The following is a 16,558-nucleotide window of genomic DNA, read 5'->3' as shown; positions in this document are numbered from 1 at the left end:
GCTTACGTGCGCGGCTTCAGGTTCTCGGGATCGTATAGCGGCTTGTAGCCGATGCTCACCACCTCGACCGGGTAGCGCTCGTCGAAATATTCGATGGCGAGCTTGCGGCCTTCCTGGCAATAGGCGTGCGGCAGGTAGGCGAGGGCGATGTTCTTGCCGATGGTCGGGCCGAAGGCGATGGAGGTCGTGTAGGAGCGGCGGCCGAGTTCGTCGACCAGCACCTCGCCGGTGGCGGGATCGACGACCGGCAGGTTGCCGAGCGGGTAGCGCTTGACGCCGTTGCTGTCCGTGTTCTCGGTCATGACGAGCGTGCAGAGCATGGCGGGCTGGTGGTCGCGCGCCTTGTATTCCAGATGCTTCGCCTTGCCGCGGAAATCGGCTTCCTTGACCTTCGGACGGGCAAGGTCGGCCTCGATGAGGTTGTACTGGGTGAGAAGGTCGGCGTTCTGGAGGCGCAGGCTCTTTTCCATGCGGCGCGAGTTGGCATAGGTCTCGACGCCCACCGCCATGACGCCGGTGGAGCGTAGCGCATCCCAGACGGCAAGGCCGTCCTCGTACTTCATGTGCAGTTCCCAGCCCTGCTCGCCGACATAGGAGATGCGGAAGGCGGTGACCGGCTTGCCGGCGATCTCGATCTGCTTGATGGCCGCGAAGGGGAAGTTCTCGACGTTGAGGCCGTCCGGATCGGCGACCACCTTCTTCAGGTTCTCGCGGGCATTCGGCCCCCAGATGCCGATGGTGATGTACTTCTCCGACGTGTCGGTGATGGTGACGTCGAGGCCGCGATCCTCGGCGACGCGCTTCATGTAGTGGAAGTCGCGCGGGCCGGCATCGGCGCCGTTGACGAGGCGGCAGCGGTCGGCCATGCGGAAGACCGTGAAGTCGGCGCGCACCATGCCCTCGTCGTCGAGGAAGTGGGTATAGATGCCCTTGCCGATATTGCCGTCGCCGCCGATCTTGGCCGCGCAGAGCCATTCGAGCAGCTCGACATGGTCCGGGCCTTCGATGTCGACCATGTGGAAGTGCGAGAGGTTGATGATGCCGCAATCCTCGCTCAGCGCCAGGTGCTCGGCATTGGAGACGCGCCAGAAGTGGCGGCTGTCCCATTCGTTCTCGCGTACCGGCACGCGGTCGCCGTATTTTTCCAGAAGGTGCTCGTTGGCCTTATAGCCGTGCGCGCGCTCCCAGCCGCCGAGTTCCATGAAGTAGCCGCCGAGCTCCACCTCGCGCTCGTAGAAGGGCGAGCGCTTGACGCCGCGGCCCGAGGCATAGGGCTCGCGGTTGTGCACGGCCGGGAAGTAGATCTTCTGGGCGGCCTCGTAGGTGCGGCCCTCGATGAACTTCTCTTCCAGCTGGTGCGGGTAGAAGCGCGAATAGTCGATGGAGTTGTGGTCGATCTCGGTGCGGCCGTCCGTCATCCAGTCGGCGATCAGCTTGCCGTAGCCGGGGCCGTCCTTGACCCAGATGGCGACGCAGTACCACAGGCCCCGCACCTTCTGGCTCTCGCCGCAGGACGGGCCGCCGGCGGCGGAGACCTGCAGCAGGCCATTGAAGGAGTGGCCTTCATTGTAGCCGAGTTCGCCGAGGATCGGCGTCAGTTCCATGGCCTTTTCAAGCGGCTCGAGGATCTGCTCCATGTCGAGGTCGCGCTGCGAGGGCGACAGGCGCGCCTCGTGCTTTTCGAGGATGTCGCGCGGATGGCAGAGGCGCGGGTTGGTGGTCTCGTAATAGCCCCATTCGATCTGGCCGCCCTCGGTGGTCTTCGGGTCGCCCGTGTCGCGCATATAGGCGGAGTTGCCCTGGTCGCGCAGAAGCGGGAAGCCGATCTCCTTGCCGGTGCCCTCGAACTCGTTATACGGGCCGAAGAAGGTCAGCGGATGGTCGACCGGCATGACCGGCAGGTCCTCGCCGACCATCTCGGCGATCAGGCGGCCCCAGATGCCGGCGCAGACGATGACATGGTCGGCCATGATCGTGCCGCGATGGGTGACGACACCCTTGATGCGGCCCTTCTCGACGATGAGCGCGGTGGCCGGCGTGTTGCCGTAGACCTGCAGCTTGCCGGACTTCTCGGCGGCATCGACCAGCTTGCCGGCGACCGTCTGAGAGCGCGGGATGACGAGGCCGGCATCGGGATCGAACAGGCCGCCCTGCACCTGGTCCTCCTCGATCAGCGGGAACATCTGCTTGATCTCGGAGGGCGAGACCGAGCGGGCGCGCGTACCGAAGGCCCGCGCGGAGGAAAGCTTGCGCTTGATCTCCTCCATCCAGGCATCGTCGCCGGTGCGGGCAACTTCAAGGCCGCCGATGCGCGCGTAATGGCCCATCTTCTCGTAGAAATCGATGGAATACTGGGTCGTCCAGACCGAGAGGTAGTCGTGGCTGGTCGTGTAGCAGAAGTCCGAGGCATGCGCCGTCGAACCGATGTCCGTCGGAATGCCCGACTTGTCGATGCCCACGATATCGTCCCAGCCGCGCTCGATGAGATGATGGGCGATGGACGCGCCCACGATGCCACCCAAACCGATGATGACGACCTTCGCCTGTTGCGGAAACTCTGCCATGCTCATAGACCCCGATGAGAAATTGGGGACGATCTTAGGGCCTCGTCCGGTGTCGTTGCAGCCTGTCTGCGACTCGCCAGCGACCAGTTCCGACAGTCGCCAAATGCAGCACCCCCAAGCCGCGCGGCACCGGCCGGGATTCAGGCGATCACGTTGCGCACGAAGCGCACGGGCGTGTCGCCGGGATTGGCATAGGCATAGCTGCGGTCCGTGCGGTAGACGGCGAAGCTGCCGGCCGGATGATCCTTCGCCGCGCCGGAAAGCGTGAGCCGGAGCGTTCCCTCGGTGACGAACACCATCTCGTGCCAACCCTCCGGGTCCGGCTCGGCCTCGTAGTGCTCGCCGGGACCGAGCGACCAGAGCCACATCTGCGCCTCGACCGTCGCCGGCGCGGAGCCGAGCAGGACGGCGGTGCTTTCGGCATGTTTCCCCCGCCACGTCACCTCGTTGATCTCGGCGGATGGCGCACGCGCCGGGTCGCGCACCAGATCGACGAAGCCGACGCCCATCGCGGCCGCCAGCTTGTCGAGGCTCGAAAGGCTGATATTGGCATCGCCCCCTTCGAGCGCCACGATCATGCGGCGGCTGATGCCGGAGGCTTCCGCCAGGGCCGCCTGGCTGAGGCCCGCCGCCTGCCTGAGCCGGCGCAGGTTGCCCGAGACATGGGCGAGGACGTCACTGCGTTCTTGACTGTGCAATATACTGCTCTATCGTTCGTGTCGAAGGGCTGCTGCCCGCATTGCGCTTTCTAACTCGAAAGGCCCCGGTCATGAAGATACGCGATTTCGGTGTCGAGATATGGATGAACCGCTATGAGAACCATTGCGAGCTCAATCTTGCGGAAACCTGCGTCGAATCGCTGACGGTCGCCGAGCTGCTCGACATGGCCGGCAAGCGCGACGACATCCTGTCCGAGCTGCTGCCGATGAAGCTCACCTATGGCGCGATCGAGGGCAGCGACCGGCTGCGCGGGCTGATTGCCGGCCTCTACGAGACGCAGGCGATCGAGAATGTCGTCGTTACCCACGGCGCGATCGGCGCCAATGCACTGGTGCACGAGACGCTGGTGGAGCCCGGCGACCGCGTCGTCTCGGTCCTGCCCACCTACCAGCAGCACTATTCGATCCCCGAAAGCTTCGGGGCGGATGTCGGCATCCTCAAGCTGACGCCCGGGCACGGCTTCCTGCCGGACCTTGCCGAGCTGCGCCGCCTCGCCACGCCCGGCACGAAGCTCATCTGCCTCAACAACCCCAACAATCCGACCGGTTCGCTGATGGACCGCGATTTCCTGCTCCAGGTCGTCGAGATCGCGCGCGGCTGCGGCGCCTGGATCCTCTGCGACGAGGTCTATCGCGGCACGGACCAGGAAGGCGACGGCATGACGGCCTCCATCGCCGATCTCTATGAAAAGGGCATCAGCACCGGCAGCATGTCGAAGACCTATTCGCTGGCCGGCCTGCGCCTCGGCTGGATCGCCGGGCCGAAGGCGCTGCTTCACAAGGTCTCCATCCACCGCGACTACAACACGATCAGCGTCGGCATGCTGGACGACCATTTCGCCGCCATCGCCCTGGAAAACCGCGACAGGATCCTCGCCCGCAGCCACGAGATCACCCGGCGCAACCTTGCCATCCTTGCCGAATGGGTGGAGGGCGAGCCGCTGATTTCCTGGGTGAAGCCGAAATCCGGCACGACCGCGCTCCTGAAATACGACCTTCCGCTCACCTCCGAGGCTTTCTGCACCAGACTGCTGGAGCGCACCGGCGTCATGCTGACGCCCGGCAGCGCCATGGACATGGAAGGCTATCTTCGCATCGGTTACGCCAATGGCGAGGCCATCCTGCGCGAAGGCCTGAAGCGCTTCACCGCCTTCCTTCGCGAGGAGCAGGCCGCGCGCGCCGCTTAGCCATCTGCTTCGTTAATGAAAGCTTACTCACCCATGCATCCATTGCATGGGTGACGTGCCAGCTTCGCGCTGTTCCGCAGCGCAGCATGGCGCTATAACGCGGCCATCGAAAGACGCGGCGCCACGGACTGGTGCCGAACAGAGAACCCTCGGAAAGGGGATCATCATGAACATGGCACGTTCCTTCAACAATTGGCGCAAGTACCGTCAGACCATCAACGAACTCGACCGCATGTCCGCTCGCGAACTGCGCGACCTCGGCATCGAGCGTTCCGAAATCAAGTCTGTCGCCCGCGCTGCCGTCGGCTTCTGACCGACGCGCGCCGCAAGGCGGAATTTCGAAGACGCCCGCCCCTCCGGCGGGCGTTTTTGCATGTGCGAACGAATCGCCCCGGCGAGGCTTAATTCAACGGAATTGAGATATACGTTACGCGCATAACGCATAGCTGCATTGCAAAACAATGCCTATGAAATGATCAGGAATCGGATATAGTCACACTTATCGAAGCAACGTACCTCCTCCCACGAAGCTTCGATGGATGCAGAAGGCCTACTCCTCCTCCCAAGGCCGACTGCGGGAATGACGACACTCCTCCTCCCAGTCGTCATTCGGTTCTATCGGAAAGCCTGCCGCACCTCCTCCCGCGGCAGGCTTTTCCGCTTCTGGACCTTTGTTTTCTCAAAAGAGCAGATCGAGCGATGGCGGGCCGGGCTTGACCGGTGTGCTATCACGATAGGCCAACGTCATGTCTGAGCATGACGGCGGGGAGAGTCATGAAATTGCAATCGGCGCTTCAGGCGACGTTACGAAGGCCCGGAATGCCGGCATGTCGCGCGGCGGGAATCTGCTGCAGCACTTCCAGCGCCAGCGCGCGGGCGTTTTCCTGGGCCTTGTCGAGATTGCTGACGCGGCGCGCATCCATCGAATAGAGCGTGCCGCCGCAGCCGAACATGTCGCGGAAGGCGGAGCGTTCGATGATGGGCGTCTCAAGGAGGTGCACGCGGCGGGCGGCGAGCAGGTCCTTGACGGCGTTCATCGCGCGCGTCGTCACCATCGAGTTGACGCGCGTCAGCACGACGGAGTGGCGGATGCGGATATCGGCCTTGTCCTCGAGATATTGCAGGAGCTCGATGACATTGGCGCCGCCCTGGGCATCCATGGCCGAGCCCTGCACGGGGATCAGCACATAGTCGGCATGGCCGACCGCCTTGGCGAGCAGCGAGGAGCGCGAGCCGGGCAGGTCGATCAGCACGAAATCGGCGCGGGCCTTCTCCTCGGCAAGCTGCCGGTCGATCGAGTTCATGGTGACGTAGGGCACCACGGTCAGGCGGTTGCCGAGCAGGCTTTCCGATGTCTCGTGCCAGCGGGTGATCCAGTGCTGCGGATCGGCGTCGAGCACCGAGACGCTGAAGCCGAGGCGGGCAAGCTCTGTGGCGAGCAGCAGCACCGCTGTCGTCTTGCCGGCGCCGCCCTTGGTATTGGCGAAGGTGATGACGGGCATGGGCCTCTCCGGATCGGTTCCTTGAGCCGGTCATCGCTCGGGCACGCACCTTCGCATGGTGCTTCGCCACTCTCGCCCATCATGGTTAATGGCGGATGAAAATGCCCTATCTGCGCCGGTCCGCCGCGAGGATTTCGCGGGCGATCTGGTCGAGCGGCAGGACCCTGTCGACCCCGCCATGGGCGATCGCCTCCTTCGGCATGCCGAAGACGATGGAGGACGCCTCGTCCTGCGCAACGGTATAGGCGCCCGCCTGGTGCATCTCGGCCATGCCGCGCGCGCCGTCGTCGCCCATGCCGGTCATGATGACGCCCATGGCGTTGGCGCCCGCCGCGCGGGCCGCCGAGCGGAAGAGCACGTCGACGGACGGCCGGTGGCGGGAGACGAGGGGGCCTTCGCGCACCGCGACATGGTAGCGCGCACCCTGCCGCTCCAGCATCATGTGGCGGTCGCCGGGGGCGATCAGCACATGGCCGCGCAGCACGGGATCGCCATGCACCGCCTCCTTGACCTCCACCTCGCAAAGGCTGTTCAGCCGCTTGGCGAAGGCGGCGGTGAATTTTTCCGGCATGTGCTGGACGATGACGATGCCCGGCGAATTTGCCGGCAGCTGTTCGAGCAGCACGCGCAGCGCCTCCGTGCCGCCGGTCGAGGCGCCGATGCAGGCCACCATTTCCGTCGTCTTGGCCATGGCCCGGCCGGAGGGTGGCGGCAGCACGGCATCGGCGGTGAGCTTGGCCGTGGGGCCGCTTGCCGCGGCGCTGCGCCGGTTCGTGCCGAGCCGGGCGACGGCCGCGCCCTTGACCGCCTCGCGGATGCGCGTGCCGGATTCGGCAAGATGGTCGGCCGCGCCGATCTTCGGCTTGAGGATGATGTCGACGGCACCGGCCTCCAGCGCCTGCATCAGCGTCTCGGAGCCCTCTTCCGTCAGCGAGGAGCACATGACGACGGGGATCGGCCGCTGCGACATGATCTTGCGCAGGAAGGTGATGCCGTCCATGCGCGGCATTTCCACGTCGAGCGTGATGACGTCGGGCAGCTCCTCCTGGATCTTCTTCGCCGCCATGAAGGGGTCGGATGCGGCCCCCATCACCTCGATCTCGGGGTCCTCTTCTAGCACACGGGTCAGCGCCTGGCGCACGCTCGCCGAGTCGTCGATGATGAGAACGCGGATTTTCTTGGCCGGAAGGGGCATCAGATCTTCTTGAAAACCGTGTTGGCGACCTGGCGCACCGGCAGGGGAATGCCGGTGACCGTTTCGGAATGGCCCACATAGAGGAAACCGCCGGGCACCAGGCAGTCGCAAAGCCGTGTCAGCACCTTCGCCTGCGTCGGCTTGTCGAAGTAGATCAGCACGTTGCGGCAGAAGATCATGTGCATCGGCTCGCCCACCTTGTAGGCGTTGTCCATGAGGTTCATGCGGGCAAAGCCGATGGTCGAGCGCAGGCGCGGATGGATGCGCACCTCGCCGCGCGCGGCATCGCGCGAGACCATCACGTGGCGCCGCTGGAGATCGGCCGGCACGGGCTGGACCATGTCGCGCGGATAGACGCCGCGGCGGGCGGCGGCCAGCACGTCGGTCGAAAGGTCCGTCGCGAGGATGCGGTAGTCGATGCCAGGCGTGCTTTCGGCAAAATCCTGCATGACCATCGCCATCGTATAGGGCTCGGCGCCGATCGAGCAGGCGGCGCTCCACAGGCGCAGCCGCTTGTGCCCGGCCGCGACCAGCTCCGGCAGGCCGGCCCGCTCCATGAATTCGAAATGCTTCGGCTCGCGGAAGAAGTCCGTCTTGTTGGTCGTCACCGCGTCGATCAGGAAGATCGCTTCCTTCTCGATGCCGCCATGCTTGAAGAGATAGTCGCAATAGGCGTTGAAGCTGGGGATGCCGGTGGCCCGCAGGCGCCGCCGCAGGCGGCCCTCCAGCATCGTCAGCTTGGTGATCGGCATCTTGATGCCGCTGTAGTCGTAGATATAGCGCGACAGGGCCTCGAAATTCCGGCTGCTCAAGCCGTCTTCGCCCGCCTGCGCCCGCACTGCTGCTCCCACGCCCGTCTCCCTTATGCCGTCGCGGCGAGGCGGTTCGCCGTTCCCATCATCGCCACTTCCGCGCCGGAGAAGAGGCGGGCGAGATCGACGATGACGACGAAGCCGCCGTCGCGGCGCACGACGCCGGCAATGTAATCGGAGGGCCAGCGCACGCCGATGTCCGGCGCGCCCTCGATCTCCTCGTCGCGGAAGGGAATGACCTCGTAGACGCGGTCGGCGACGAGGCCGAGCGTCAGGGTCTTCTCGCCGATCGGCACGTCGAGCACGAGGGCGCGCGTGTGCGGCGTCCTCTCCGTCTTCGTCATGCCGAGACGCAGACGAAGATCGATGACCGGCACGCCCTGGCCGCGCACGTCCCGGAGCCCCAGCAAGTAGTCCGGCCCATGCGGGATCCTGAAGGCCTCCTCATGGTCGAGGATTTCCCGGACCACCGAGACGGGGACCGCGAAGACCTCGTTGTCGAGGGAGAAGGTGACGTACTGGGATTCCGAGGACGTGCCGGCCATGATCAAGCGCTTTCTCTGAAGTCCGCGTCGTCGGCATCCGGGCCGCCCATCGACATGTCGAGGGAAAAGCCGTTGCCGCGCGCCGCCTTGGCGCTTGCCGGCGCGGGGCGATGGACAGGGCTCGCAGCCGGACGCTTGGCGGCGGGAGCGGCCATCTTCGCGGCGGTCGCCCGCAGCCGGTCGGCATGGTTCGGTTCCTTGCGGGCGGCACTGTCGACGCGGAAGAAGGCGATGGAGGTCTGCAGTTCCTCGGCCTGGGCGGCGAGCTCCTCCGAGGTGCCGGACATCTCTTCCGACGCACCGGCATTCTGCTGCGTCACCTTGTCGAGCTGCTGGATCGCCTCGTTGATCTGCGAGGCGCCGATATCCTGCTCGCGGCAGGCGGCGGAGATCTCGGAGACCAGCTCGGCGGTCTTGCGGATATCGGGCACCAGCCGGTTCAGCATGTCGCCGGCCTCGGTGGCGACGGAGACGGTCTGGCCGGACAGCGTGCTGATCTCGGCCGCCGCCGCCTGGCTGCGCTCGGCGAGCTTGCGCACTTCCGAGGCGACGACGGCAAAGCCCTTGCCGTGCTCGCCGGCGCGGGCGGCTTCCACCGCGGCGTTGAGGGCGAGAAGGTCCGTCTGGCGGGCGATTTCCTGCACGATGGAGATCTTCTCCGCGATGGTGCGCATGGCGCCGACGGCGCGGCCGACCGCTTCGCCGGAAGCTTCCGCGTCCTTCGCGGACTGGCGGGCGATCTTCTCGGTCTGGGCGGCGTTGTCGGCGTTCTGCTTGATGTTGGCGGCCATCTCTTCCATCGAGGCGGAGGCCTCTTCGGCGGAGGAAGCCTGCTCGGTCGCGCCCTGCGAGAGCTGTTCGGAGCTGGAGGAGAGTTCCTGGCTGCCGGACGAGACGTTCTCGGAGGCGGAAAGCGCATCGGCCACGACGCCGCGCAGGCGCTCGATCATCGTGTTGACATGGCCGAGCATGTCGCCGATCTCGTCCTTCGTGGTGATGTCGGCAAAGCGGGTAAGGTCGCCGTCGGCGACGGCCTGTACGGCGCTCGACGCACGGCCGAGGCCGCGGTTGATCGACAGCACGATCCAGATGGCCGCAAGCACCGCGATGAGGACCGCGATGGCGGCGGCCGTGACCATGAGCGTGCGGGTGCTCTGGTACTGCGCCTCGGCCGCGACTTCCGCTTCGTCGAGGCGGCTGTCTTCCAGCTTGACCACCTCGTCGAGCAGCTTGTCGATCTCGTTGGTCACGGCGCGGGCGTCGTTGTTCGAAAGGCGCGTCGCGCCGTCCATGTCGCCGGCGAGCGCCAGGGCGCGGATGCGGTCGTCATTGCGGCGGAAGTCGGCGGTGAAGGAGGAGAGCTTGTCCCACATCACCTTGCCCTGTTCCGTCGCCTTGGCGAGGATCTGCCCCAAGGTCGCGTCGAATTCCTTGCGTGCCTCGTCGCTGAGGCCGATATAGCGGTTGGTCTCGGTGGTGCTTGCGGAAGACAGCATGTTCTTCTGCTGGCGGATCTGCTGGAGTTGCAGGTTGTTCAGCGACTGGGTGAGCTTCAGGCGCTCGGCCGGGCCGTTCAGCACGTCGCTGAGCGTCGTATTGAGGCCGCCGAGGCTCATGATGCCGTAGCCCGCGGTGCCGACGAGCACCGCGATCATGAACCCGAATGTCAGGAACAGCTTGAGTTTGATGGTGAAGCGCATGGGTCTCTCCTGGGTGCCTAGTTCGGCGTTTGCGCCGTGCCGGAGCGTTCCTTCCGGGCGGAAAAGATCGCGTGCAGGTTTGGAACGATGATGAATTCGCCGCCCCGCTTGACGAGGCAGTTGATGTAGTCGGGACGCCAGCGCATGCCGACGCTCGGCGGCGGCTCGCTGGCGACCTTCGGAAGGGTCGTGACTTCGTTGACCTTGTCGGTGCGGATGCCGACCAGCGTCGGCTCGTCGTCGAGGTCGAGCTCGATGACGACGATGCGGCTGTCGATGGTGGTTTCCGTCGCGTCCATGCCGAAGGCAAGGCGGATGTCGGCGAGGGGGATCACCTTGCCGCGGAAGTTGATGACGCTGGAAACGAAGGGCTTGCTGCCGGGAACGTGGGTTTCCGGCAGAAGGTCGAGGATCTCCTGCACGACCGTCGCCTCGATGGCGAAGGTCTCGCCGTTGAGGTTGAAGGTGAGGACGGAAAGGTCCTCCTGCGCGCCCCAGATCGTGTCGTGGTCGAGTCTCCGTGCCGCTTCGCTCATCCTGCCGCCCGCATTTGCGCCTCCTGGTGCTGTCCGGCCGCGACCAGGTGGGTGACGTCGAGGATCAGCGCAACGCTGCCGTCCCCGAGGATGGTCGCGCCCGAGAAGGTGGCGACGTCATGGTGCAGCTTGGACATGGATTTGATGACCGTCTGGTGGTCGCCGATGATCTGGTCGACGACGAGGCCGACACGCTCGGAGCCGGTCGAGATGACGACGACCTTCTGGTGCGGATCGGGCTGGGTGCCGGTGCGGAAGAGTTCGCGCAGGCGCAGGAACGGCACGAGGCTGTCGCGCAGCGAGATGAAGGAGCGCCCGCGCGAGCGCAGGTCGTCTTCCAGCGAGAGCTCCAGGCACTCCTCGACCGCCGAGAGCGGGATGACGTAGCAGCCCTCTCCGACGCGCACGAGCAGGCCGTCGATGATGGCGAGCGTCAGCGGGATGCGCAGCGAAACTTCCGAACCGTCGCCCGGCTTGCTGGCGATGTCGATCGCCCCGCGCAGCGCTTCCACCGTCTTCTTCACCACATCCATGCCGACGCCGCGGCCGGAAAGGTTGGTGACCTGCTGGGCGGTGGAGAAGCCCGGCTGGAAGATGAGCTGCAGCAGCTCCGGGTCGGAGAGCGCCTGGCCCGGCTGGATGAGGCCCGAGGCCTCGGCCTTGGCGCGCACGCGCTCGCGGTTGATGCCGCGGCCGTCGTCCTTGATGGTGATGATGACCTCGCCGCCCGTCTGGTGGGCCGAGAGGAGCACCTTGCCCTTCGCGTCCTTGCCGGCGGCGATGCGCTCCTCGGGCTTTTCGAGGCCGTGGTCGATGGAGTTACGCACGAGATGGACGAGCGGATCGGCGAGGCGGTCGATGACCGTCTTGTCGACCTCGGTGCTCTCGCCCTCGGTGATGAGCTCGATTTCCTTGCCGGTCTCGCGCGACAGGTCGTGCACGAGGCGGCGGAAGCGGCTGAAGAGGCTGGCGACCGGCATCATGCGCAGCACCATCATCGTGTCGCGCAATTCGCCGGAAAGGCGCTCGATCTCCTCCGAGACGGAGCGAAGGCCAAGGTCGGCCGCCGCGCCCGCAAGCTGGGTTAGGCGGGACTGGGCGATGACGAGCTCGCCGACGCGGTCCATCATCTCGTCGAGCCGCTCGGCGGGGACGCGGACGTTCTCGGCGGACTTCGCCTGCCTGGAATCGTTGGTCGCCTGTACCGCCGGCGCTTCCCGCTCCGTCACCACCACCGCCTTCGGCAGGGGAGCGGCCTCGGGTGTTGCGGCCGGACTCTCGACGGCGATCTCGGTGATCTCCAGCTCCATGTCGTCCATGACGAAGATGAAGACGTCCTCGATGTCGCTGCGCGGCTTGTCGGTCTTCAGCGTCACGTCCCAGGAAAGGTGGATGTCGCGCGGGTCGAGCTCGGCAAGTTCGGGCACCTTCGCCGCATCGGCGACGATCCGGCATTCGCCGAGGTCGCGCATCTCGTCGAGCAGGCCGAGCGGATTGGTGCCGTTCGCCATGGCGTTGACCGGCAGGTTGAAGCGGATGCGCCATTCGCGCATGCCGCCGGGTGCTTCGGTCACCGGAGCGGCAGCGGTGGCGACGCTTGCCGCGGAGGCGGGCGAGCCCGCGCCGTTGACGGCGCGGTGAAGGTTGTCGAGGAGGCTCGCGCTCATCGCGTCATGGTCGCCATTCGGCGTTTCGAGCAGGGCGCGCATGTGGTCCTGCGCGGACAGCACCGCCGAGACCAGCTCGTGCGTTGCCGGCACGTCGCCCTTGCGCACGCGGTCGAAGGCGGTCTCGCAATGGTGCGTGAAGGCGGCCAGCGCCTCGAAGCCGAACATCGCGCCCGACCCCTTCAATGTGTGCAGGCCCCGGAAGACCGCGTCGATCTGGTCGCGGTCGTCGAGGCTGCGGGTGAGGTCCAGGAGGCCGGACTCGATCAGTTCCAGCAGTTCGGCCGCTTCTGTCCGGAAGACTGAGATCGGGTCCGGGTTGCTCATTTTCCGAGGACCTTCCGGGCGATCTTGACGAGGCTTTCCGGATCGAACGGCTTGGTGAGCCAGCCGGTGGCGCCGGCGGCCTTGGCCTGCGCCTTCAGTTCGCCGTCGGATTCGGTGGTGAGGAAGATGACCGGCACGCCGGTATGCGCGGGCAGCTTGCGCAGCTCGCGGATCATCGTCAGGCCGTCCATGTTCGGCATGTTGAGGTCGGTGACCACGAGATCGTATTCACCTTCCTTCAGCTTGTTGAGGCCGTCGAGCCCGTCGACCGCCTCGGTCACGGTGTAGCCGGCATTGCTGAGGGTGACGCGTGTCGTCAGCCGGATGCTGGCGGAATCGTCCACGGTCAAGATTTTCGCGGTCATCAATTCTTCTCCTGATGCAGCCAGAAATGCGCGGCGTCCGGCGTCATCTCGTCGAGAAAGCCGCCGCGCTTCAGTACGTCGTAAAGGTCCCCCGCCGCCGGCCGTGCAAGTAGAAGCCGGCCCGCACGGGACTCGGCATGCTTGCGCGCCGCCGTGACGAGCTGGACGAAGCTGAGGTCGACCTGCGCCTCCTCGTCGATACCAAGTATCGCCGCCGGATTATTGTCCAGATGGTCCAGGATAAGCTCCTGAACCGCCAATATGTTCTTGATGGTAAGCGTCGTCGGCAAGGTTAACGGCGCGTCACCGGGCAGGGTGGAGGACATGGAGGCCCCGATAAACGTTTCTGAAGGGAGTATTTCCCGCGCCAGAATTCCCAGATACGCTTAATGAACCGTAAAGCGCGGTTGCCAAATTCATCTAATGGTAGTCGAAAAGGGAAAAATACGCCGGCTCACCCAAAGGTAGTTTAACGGTATAACTTGTTGAAAAATATAACACATAAATATAATTAGACATTAGTGATATTATTTATAAATCCCTAATTCTTGGGATGGGTGCAGCCTCGGGTAGTGGCGCGAAAAACGGGCTTTTGAAGGCCGATTCTACTCCATGAGGATATGCGAATTTACTGCGCGTTACCTTGTTCGCCCTAGGGTCGGGCCAGGTTTCTTGAAAGTGGGGTATGGCGTGTCAGGAACAGCGAGCGCAGTCCGCATTGAGCGGCAGACGGCCGAGGCGGAACTCGTCTTTCGTCTCGAGGGGGCCCGTTCCCGCATCGAACAGCGCTTCCTCGACGGCGGCGTCGTGCTGCTCGCCGTCCTCGACGTGCTCAACCGTCTGGTGGCGTCGCTGGAGAACCTGTCGCAATCGCTCGACGACGAGGCCGCTGAGGCGACGATCGGCCGGCTGGTCGCGACGGTCGACCAGCTCACCGCCCTGCCGGCCATCGAGGAGACCCGCCAGCAGCGCCTTGCCGGCGTCGCGGTGACGGAGAAGTCGCTCGGCACCCATATCGCGGACATGCAGGAGACGCTGCGCTACCTGCGCACCTTCGCCACCACCGCCAAGATCACCGGCGCCGCCATCCCGGACTTTTCGGGCTTCGCGGAAGAGATCCTCGAGCGCATCCATTTCGGCACGGGAGAGGTCAATGCGCTCGGCGCCCGGATCGGCACGCTCGGCGGCGTGATCGATGCCGCGTCCGCCGGGGGCGGGGAGGCGCTGGAGCGCTTCCGCCGCAGCGTGCCGGACATTGCCGGCAACCTCTCGCGCAACGCGGCGGACCTCACCGCCCAGCGCCGCCATCTCTCGCAGCTTGCCGGCAAGGTCGGCAGCTCCGCGCGCCTCGTGCAGACGAAGGTCGCGACGACGCTCTCCTCCATGCAGATCGGCGACATCACCCGCCAGCGCATCGAGCATTGCCAGTCCGCCTTCACCTTCCTGGAGGAATATCTCGCTTCCGCGGCGCTGGACGGCGAGGCGGGCGGCCGGCTCACGGCGCTCGTGCGCCACCTGGTGCGCGATCAGCTCGTCGAGATCGCCCGCGACTTCGAGCGCGAATGCCGGACCGTCGTCGGCACGATCCGCAGCTTCGGCGCGGATATCGATGCCCTGATGGCGCTTTACGGCGACATGGATGCCGGTGACGGCCATTCCGCCGACCGGGCCATGCGCATGCTGGAAGCCGATATCGATGCCGCCCGCGCTGTGGTGCGCGATATCGAGCAGGCGGCCGGCAAGGCCAATGCGCTCGGTTCGAGCACGGTCGAGACCGTTCAGGAACTGCTGAAGGGCGTGAGGACCATCCAGCTCGTTCGCACCGACATCCATTACATGGCGCTCAACACCAATCTGCGCTGCAGCAAGCTCGGCGAGGAGGGGCGCGCGATCAACGTGGTGACGGCGGAACTGCGCAGCTTTTCCGCCCAGCTCGACGAGACCGCCGAGCGCATCCTCGCCGCCCTGCAATCGCTGGAGGGCGATGCCGGCAAGCTCGGGGCGGCCGGCAATGCCGCCGATGGCTCCCTCGATGCCCGGCTTGAGGAGGTGCTGGACCATATCCGCCGCGCGGGCGACCGCATGGAGGAGGACATGTCGGCCCTGCGCGATTGCAGCGCCGACATCTCCGCCAAGGCTGGCCGCACCATCGCCGATCTCGACTTCAACGCCGAACTCGGCGACGTGCTGGCCGATTGCGCCGCGAGCGTCGGCGACCTGATCGGCCCCGTCCTGCCGGACACCGCCGGCCTCGAGGAGGCGCTCGCCGACCTTGGCGGCCGGATCGCGCGGACCTACACGATGGTTTCCGAACGCGAGGTCCACGCCCGGGTCTTCGGCACGGTAGTGGAGATGCCCGCCGCGCCCGCCGCCGCCCGGAGCGACGAGGACCTCTTCGACGACGCGCTGTTCTGAGCCCCTCGTTCCCGCATTGTCGATACCCTGCGATCGGCCGGTCATTCCGGCCGTTTTGCCATAGGTTATTTCACTGTATTTTTGAAAATATAGCGCTGGCCAAGCCGGAAACATCGATATATCCAAGGGGATATGACGTTGCCGCAAGGGCAGGAAAAGGGAGAACAGGAATGAACCGTCGTCTGCTTCTGAAACTGGTCGTCGCCGCCTTCGCGGCCATGCCGCTCGCCCTGCCGGCCGCCGCCGCGGAGAAGGTCACCGTCTTTGCCGCCGCCAGCCTCAAGAACGCGCTCGATGCCGCCAATGCTGCTTGGCAGAAGGAAACCGGCAACGAGACGGCCGTCTCCTATGCCGCAAGCTCGGCGCTCGCCAAGCAGATCGAGGCGGCTGCGCCCGCCGATCTCTTCATCTCGGCGGACCTTGCCTGGATGGACTACGTCGCCGAGAAGAAGCTGATCAAGGACGACACCCGTTCCAACCTTCTCGGCAACCGCATCGTGCTCGTCGCGCCGAAGGACAATGCCTCGACCGTCGAGATCAAGGAAGGCTTCGACCTTGCCGGCCTCGTCGGCGACGGCAAGCTCGCCATGGGCGCGGTGGACAGCGTGCCGGCCGGCAAATACGGCAAGGCGGCGCTCGAAAAGCTCGGCGTCTGGACCTCCGTCGAAGGCAAGGTGGCGGGCGCGGAAAGCGTGCGCGCCGCGCTCGCGCTCGTCTCGCGCGGTGAAGCGCCCTACGGCATCGTCTACGAGACGGATGCCGCCGCGGATCCGGGCGTCGCCGTCGTCGGCACCTTCCCGGAAGACAGCCATCCGCCGATCATCTATCCGGTCGCCATCCTTTCGGAATCGCAGAGCCCGGCCGCCGGCGCCTATCTCGATTTCCTGAAGTCCGACAAGGCCGCCCCCTTCTTCACCGAGCAGGGCTTCACCATCCTGAAATAGGACGAGGCTCGCGAATATCGATCGCTTCGTGTAAGCGCAGGATGGCGCAGCCCCTCATCCCGCTGCCGCGACCTTCTCCC

15 protein-coding genes are annotated in these 16,558 nt (G+C 65.5%); 4 read left to right on the top strand and 11 right to left on the bottom strand.

What is annotated here, in order from left to right:
* Positions 1–2: 2 nt before the first annotated feature.
* Both ACZ1A1_RS01395 and ACZ1A1_RS01390 read right to left on the bottom strand, forming a co-directional pair.
* Positions 3–2,564, bottom strand: a complete 2,562-nt coding sequence (locus tag ACZ1A1_RS01395) for a GcvT family protein (protein ID WP_463618446.1) — start codon at positions 2,562–2,564, stop codon at positions 3–5.
* Between the two features lie 140 nt (positions 2,565–2,704).
* Positions 2,705–3,262: a helix-turn-helix domain-containing protein gene (locus tag ACZ1A1_RS01390; RefSeq protein WP_313192097.1), complete on the bottom strand. Its 558-nt coding sequence runs from the start codon at positions 3,260–3,262 to the stop codon at positions 2,705–2,707.
* A 71-nt stretch (positions 3,263–3,333) separates the two neighbouring features.
* On the opposite strand from ACZ1A1_RS01390, the gene ACZ1A1_RS01385 reads away from it, so the two are divergent.
* Both ACZ1A1_RS01385 and ACZ1A1_RS01380 read left to right on the top strand, forming a co-directional pair.
* Positions 3,334–4,470, top strand: coding sequence for an aminotransferase (locus tag ACZ1A1_RS01385; protein ID WP_463618445.1), 1,137 nt, complete (start codon positions 3,334–3,336; stop codon positions 4,468–4,470).
* A 166-nt stretch (positions 4,471–4,636) separates the two neighbouring features.
* A complete protein-coding gene (locus ACZ1A1_RS01380) occupies positions 4,637–4,783 on the top strand; it encodes a DUF1127 domain-containing protein (RefSeq protein WP_463618444.1) in 147 nt (48 codons plus the stop codon).
* A gap of 481 nt (positions 4,784–5,264) precedes the next feature.
* Here the strand turns inward: ACZ1A1_RS01380 and ACZ1A1_RS01375 are convergent, their stop codons facing one another.
* The 9 genes from ACZ1A1_RS01375 to ACZ1A1_RS01335 all read right to left on the bottom strand — a co-directional run bounded on the left by ACZ1A1_RS01375 (position 5,265) and on the right by ACZ1A1_RS01335 (position 13,445).
* Positions 5,265–5,972 carry an AAA family ATPase gene (locus ACZ1A1_RS01375; protein WP_463618443.1) on the bottom strand — a complete coding sequence of 236 codons (708 nt, stop codon included), beginning with the start codon at positions 5,970–5,972 and terminating at the stop codon, positions 5,265–5,267.
* Positions 5,973–6,078: 106 nt separating this feature from the next.
* Positions 6,079–7,167, bottom strand: coding sequence for a protein-glutamate methylesterase/protein-glutamine glutaminase (locus tag ACZ1A1_RS01370; RefSeq protein WP_463618442.1), 1,089 nt, complete (start codon positions 7,165–7,167; stop codon positions 6,079–6,081).
* On the bottom strand, positions 7,167–8,018 hold the full coding sequence (locus tag ACZ1A1_RS01365) for a CheR family methyltransferase (protein WP_463618441.1): 852 nt from the start codon (positions 8,016–8,018) through the stop codon (positions 7,167–7,169). The genes ACZ1A1_RS01370 and ACZ1A1_RS01365 overlap by 1 nt, the downstream gene beginning before the upstream one ends.
* Positions 8,019–8,029: 11 nt before the next feature.
* Positions 8,030–8,524, bottom strand: coding sequence for a chemotaxis protein CheW (locus ACZ1A1_RS01360; protein WP_463618440.1), 495 nt, complete (start codon positions 8,522–8,524; stop codon positions 8,030–8,032).
* A 2-nt stretch (positions 8,525–8,526) separates the two neighbouring features.
* Positions 8,527–10,224, bottom strand: a complete 1,698-nt coding sequence (locus tag ACZ1A1_RS01355; protein WP_463618439.1) for a methyl-accepting chemotaxis protein — start codon at positions 10,222–10,224, stop codon at positions 8,527–8,529.
* Positions 10,225–10,241: 17 nt separating this feature from the next.
* Entirely contained in the window at positions 10,242–10,760 is a 519-nt protein-coding gene (locus tag ACZ1A1_RS01350) for a chemotaxis protein CheW (RefSeq protein ID WP_463618438.1), read from the bottom strand.
* Positions 10,757–12,754 (bottom strand): chemotaxis protein CheA, encoded by a 1,998-nt coding sequence (locus tag ACZ1A1_RS01345; protein WP_463618437.1) that lies wholly within the window; start codon positions 12,752–12,754, stop codon positions 10,757–10,759. The genes ACZ1A1_RS01350 and ACZ1A1_RS01345 overlap by 4 nt, the downstream gene beginning before the upstream one ends.
* The gene (locus ACZ1A1_RS01340) at positions 12,751–13,119 is read right to left on the bottom strand and encodes a response regulator (protein WP_234188031.1); all 369 of its coding nucleotides are present in this window, start codon (positions 13,117–13,119) and stop codon (positions 12,751–12,753) included. Before ACZ1A1_RS01340 ends, ACZ1A1_RS01345 begins: the two co-directional genes overlap by 4 nt.
* On the bottom strand, positions 13,119–13,445 hold the full coding sequence (locus ACZ1A1_RS01335) for an STAS domain-containing protein (RefSeq protein WP_463618436.1): 327 nt from the start codon (positions 13,443–13,445) through the stop codon (positions 13,119–13,121). Before ACZ1A1_RS01335 ends, ACZ1A1_RS01340 begins: the two co-directional genes overlap by 1 nt.
* A gap of 364 nt (positions 13,446–13,809) precedes the next feature.
* On the opposite strand from ACZ1A1_RS01335, the gene ACZ1A1_RS01330 reads away from it, so the two are divergent.
* Both ACZ1A1_RS01330 and modA read left to right on the top strand, forming a co-directional pair.
* On the top strand, positions 13,810–15,534 hold the full coding sequence (locus ACZ1A1_RS01330; RefSeq protein ID WP_463618435.1) for a type VII secretion target: 1,725 nt from the start codon (positions 13,810–13,812) through the stop codon (positions 15,532–15,534).
* Positions 15,535–15,704: 170 nt separating this feature from the next.
* Entirely contained in the window at positions 15,705–16,478 is a 774-nt protein-coding gene (gene modA, locus ACZ1A1_RS01325; protein ID WP_463618434.1) for a molybdate ABC transporter substrate-binding protein, read from the top strand.
* Positions 16,479–16,558 lie beyond the last annotated feature (80 nt).

The organism is Shinella sp. R2-11, assembly GCF_055330205.1.
The sequence above is the reverse complement of the archived record's forward strand: the minus strand, read 5'-3'. Positions and strand labels throughout refer to the sequence as shown.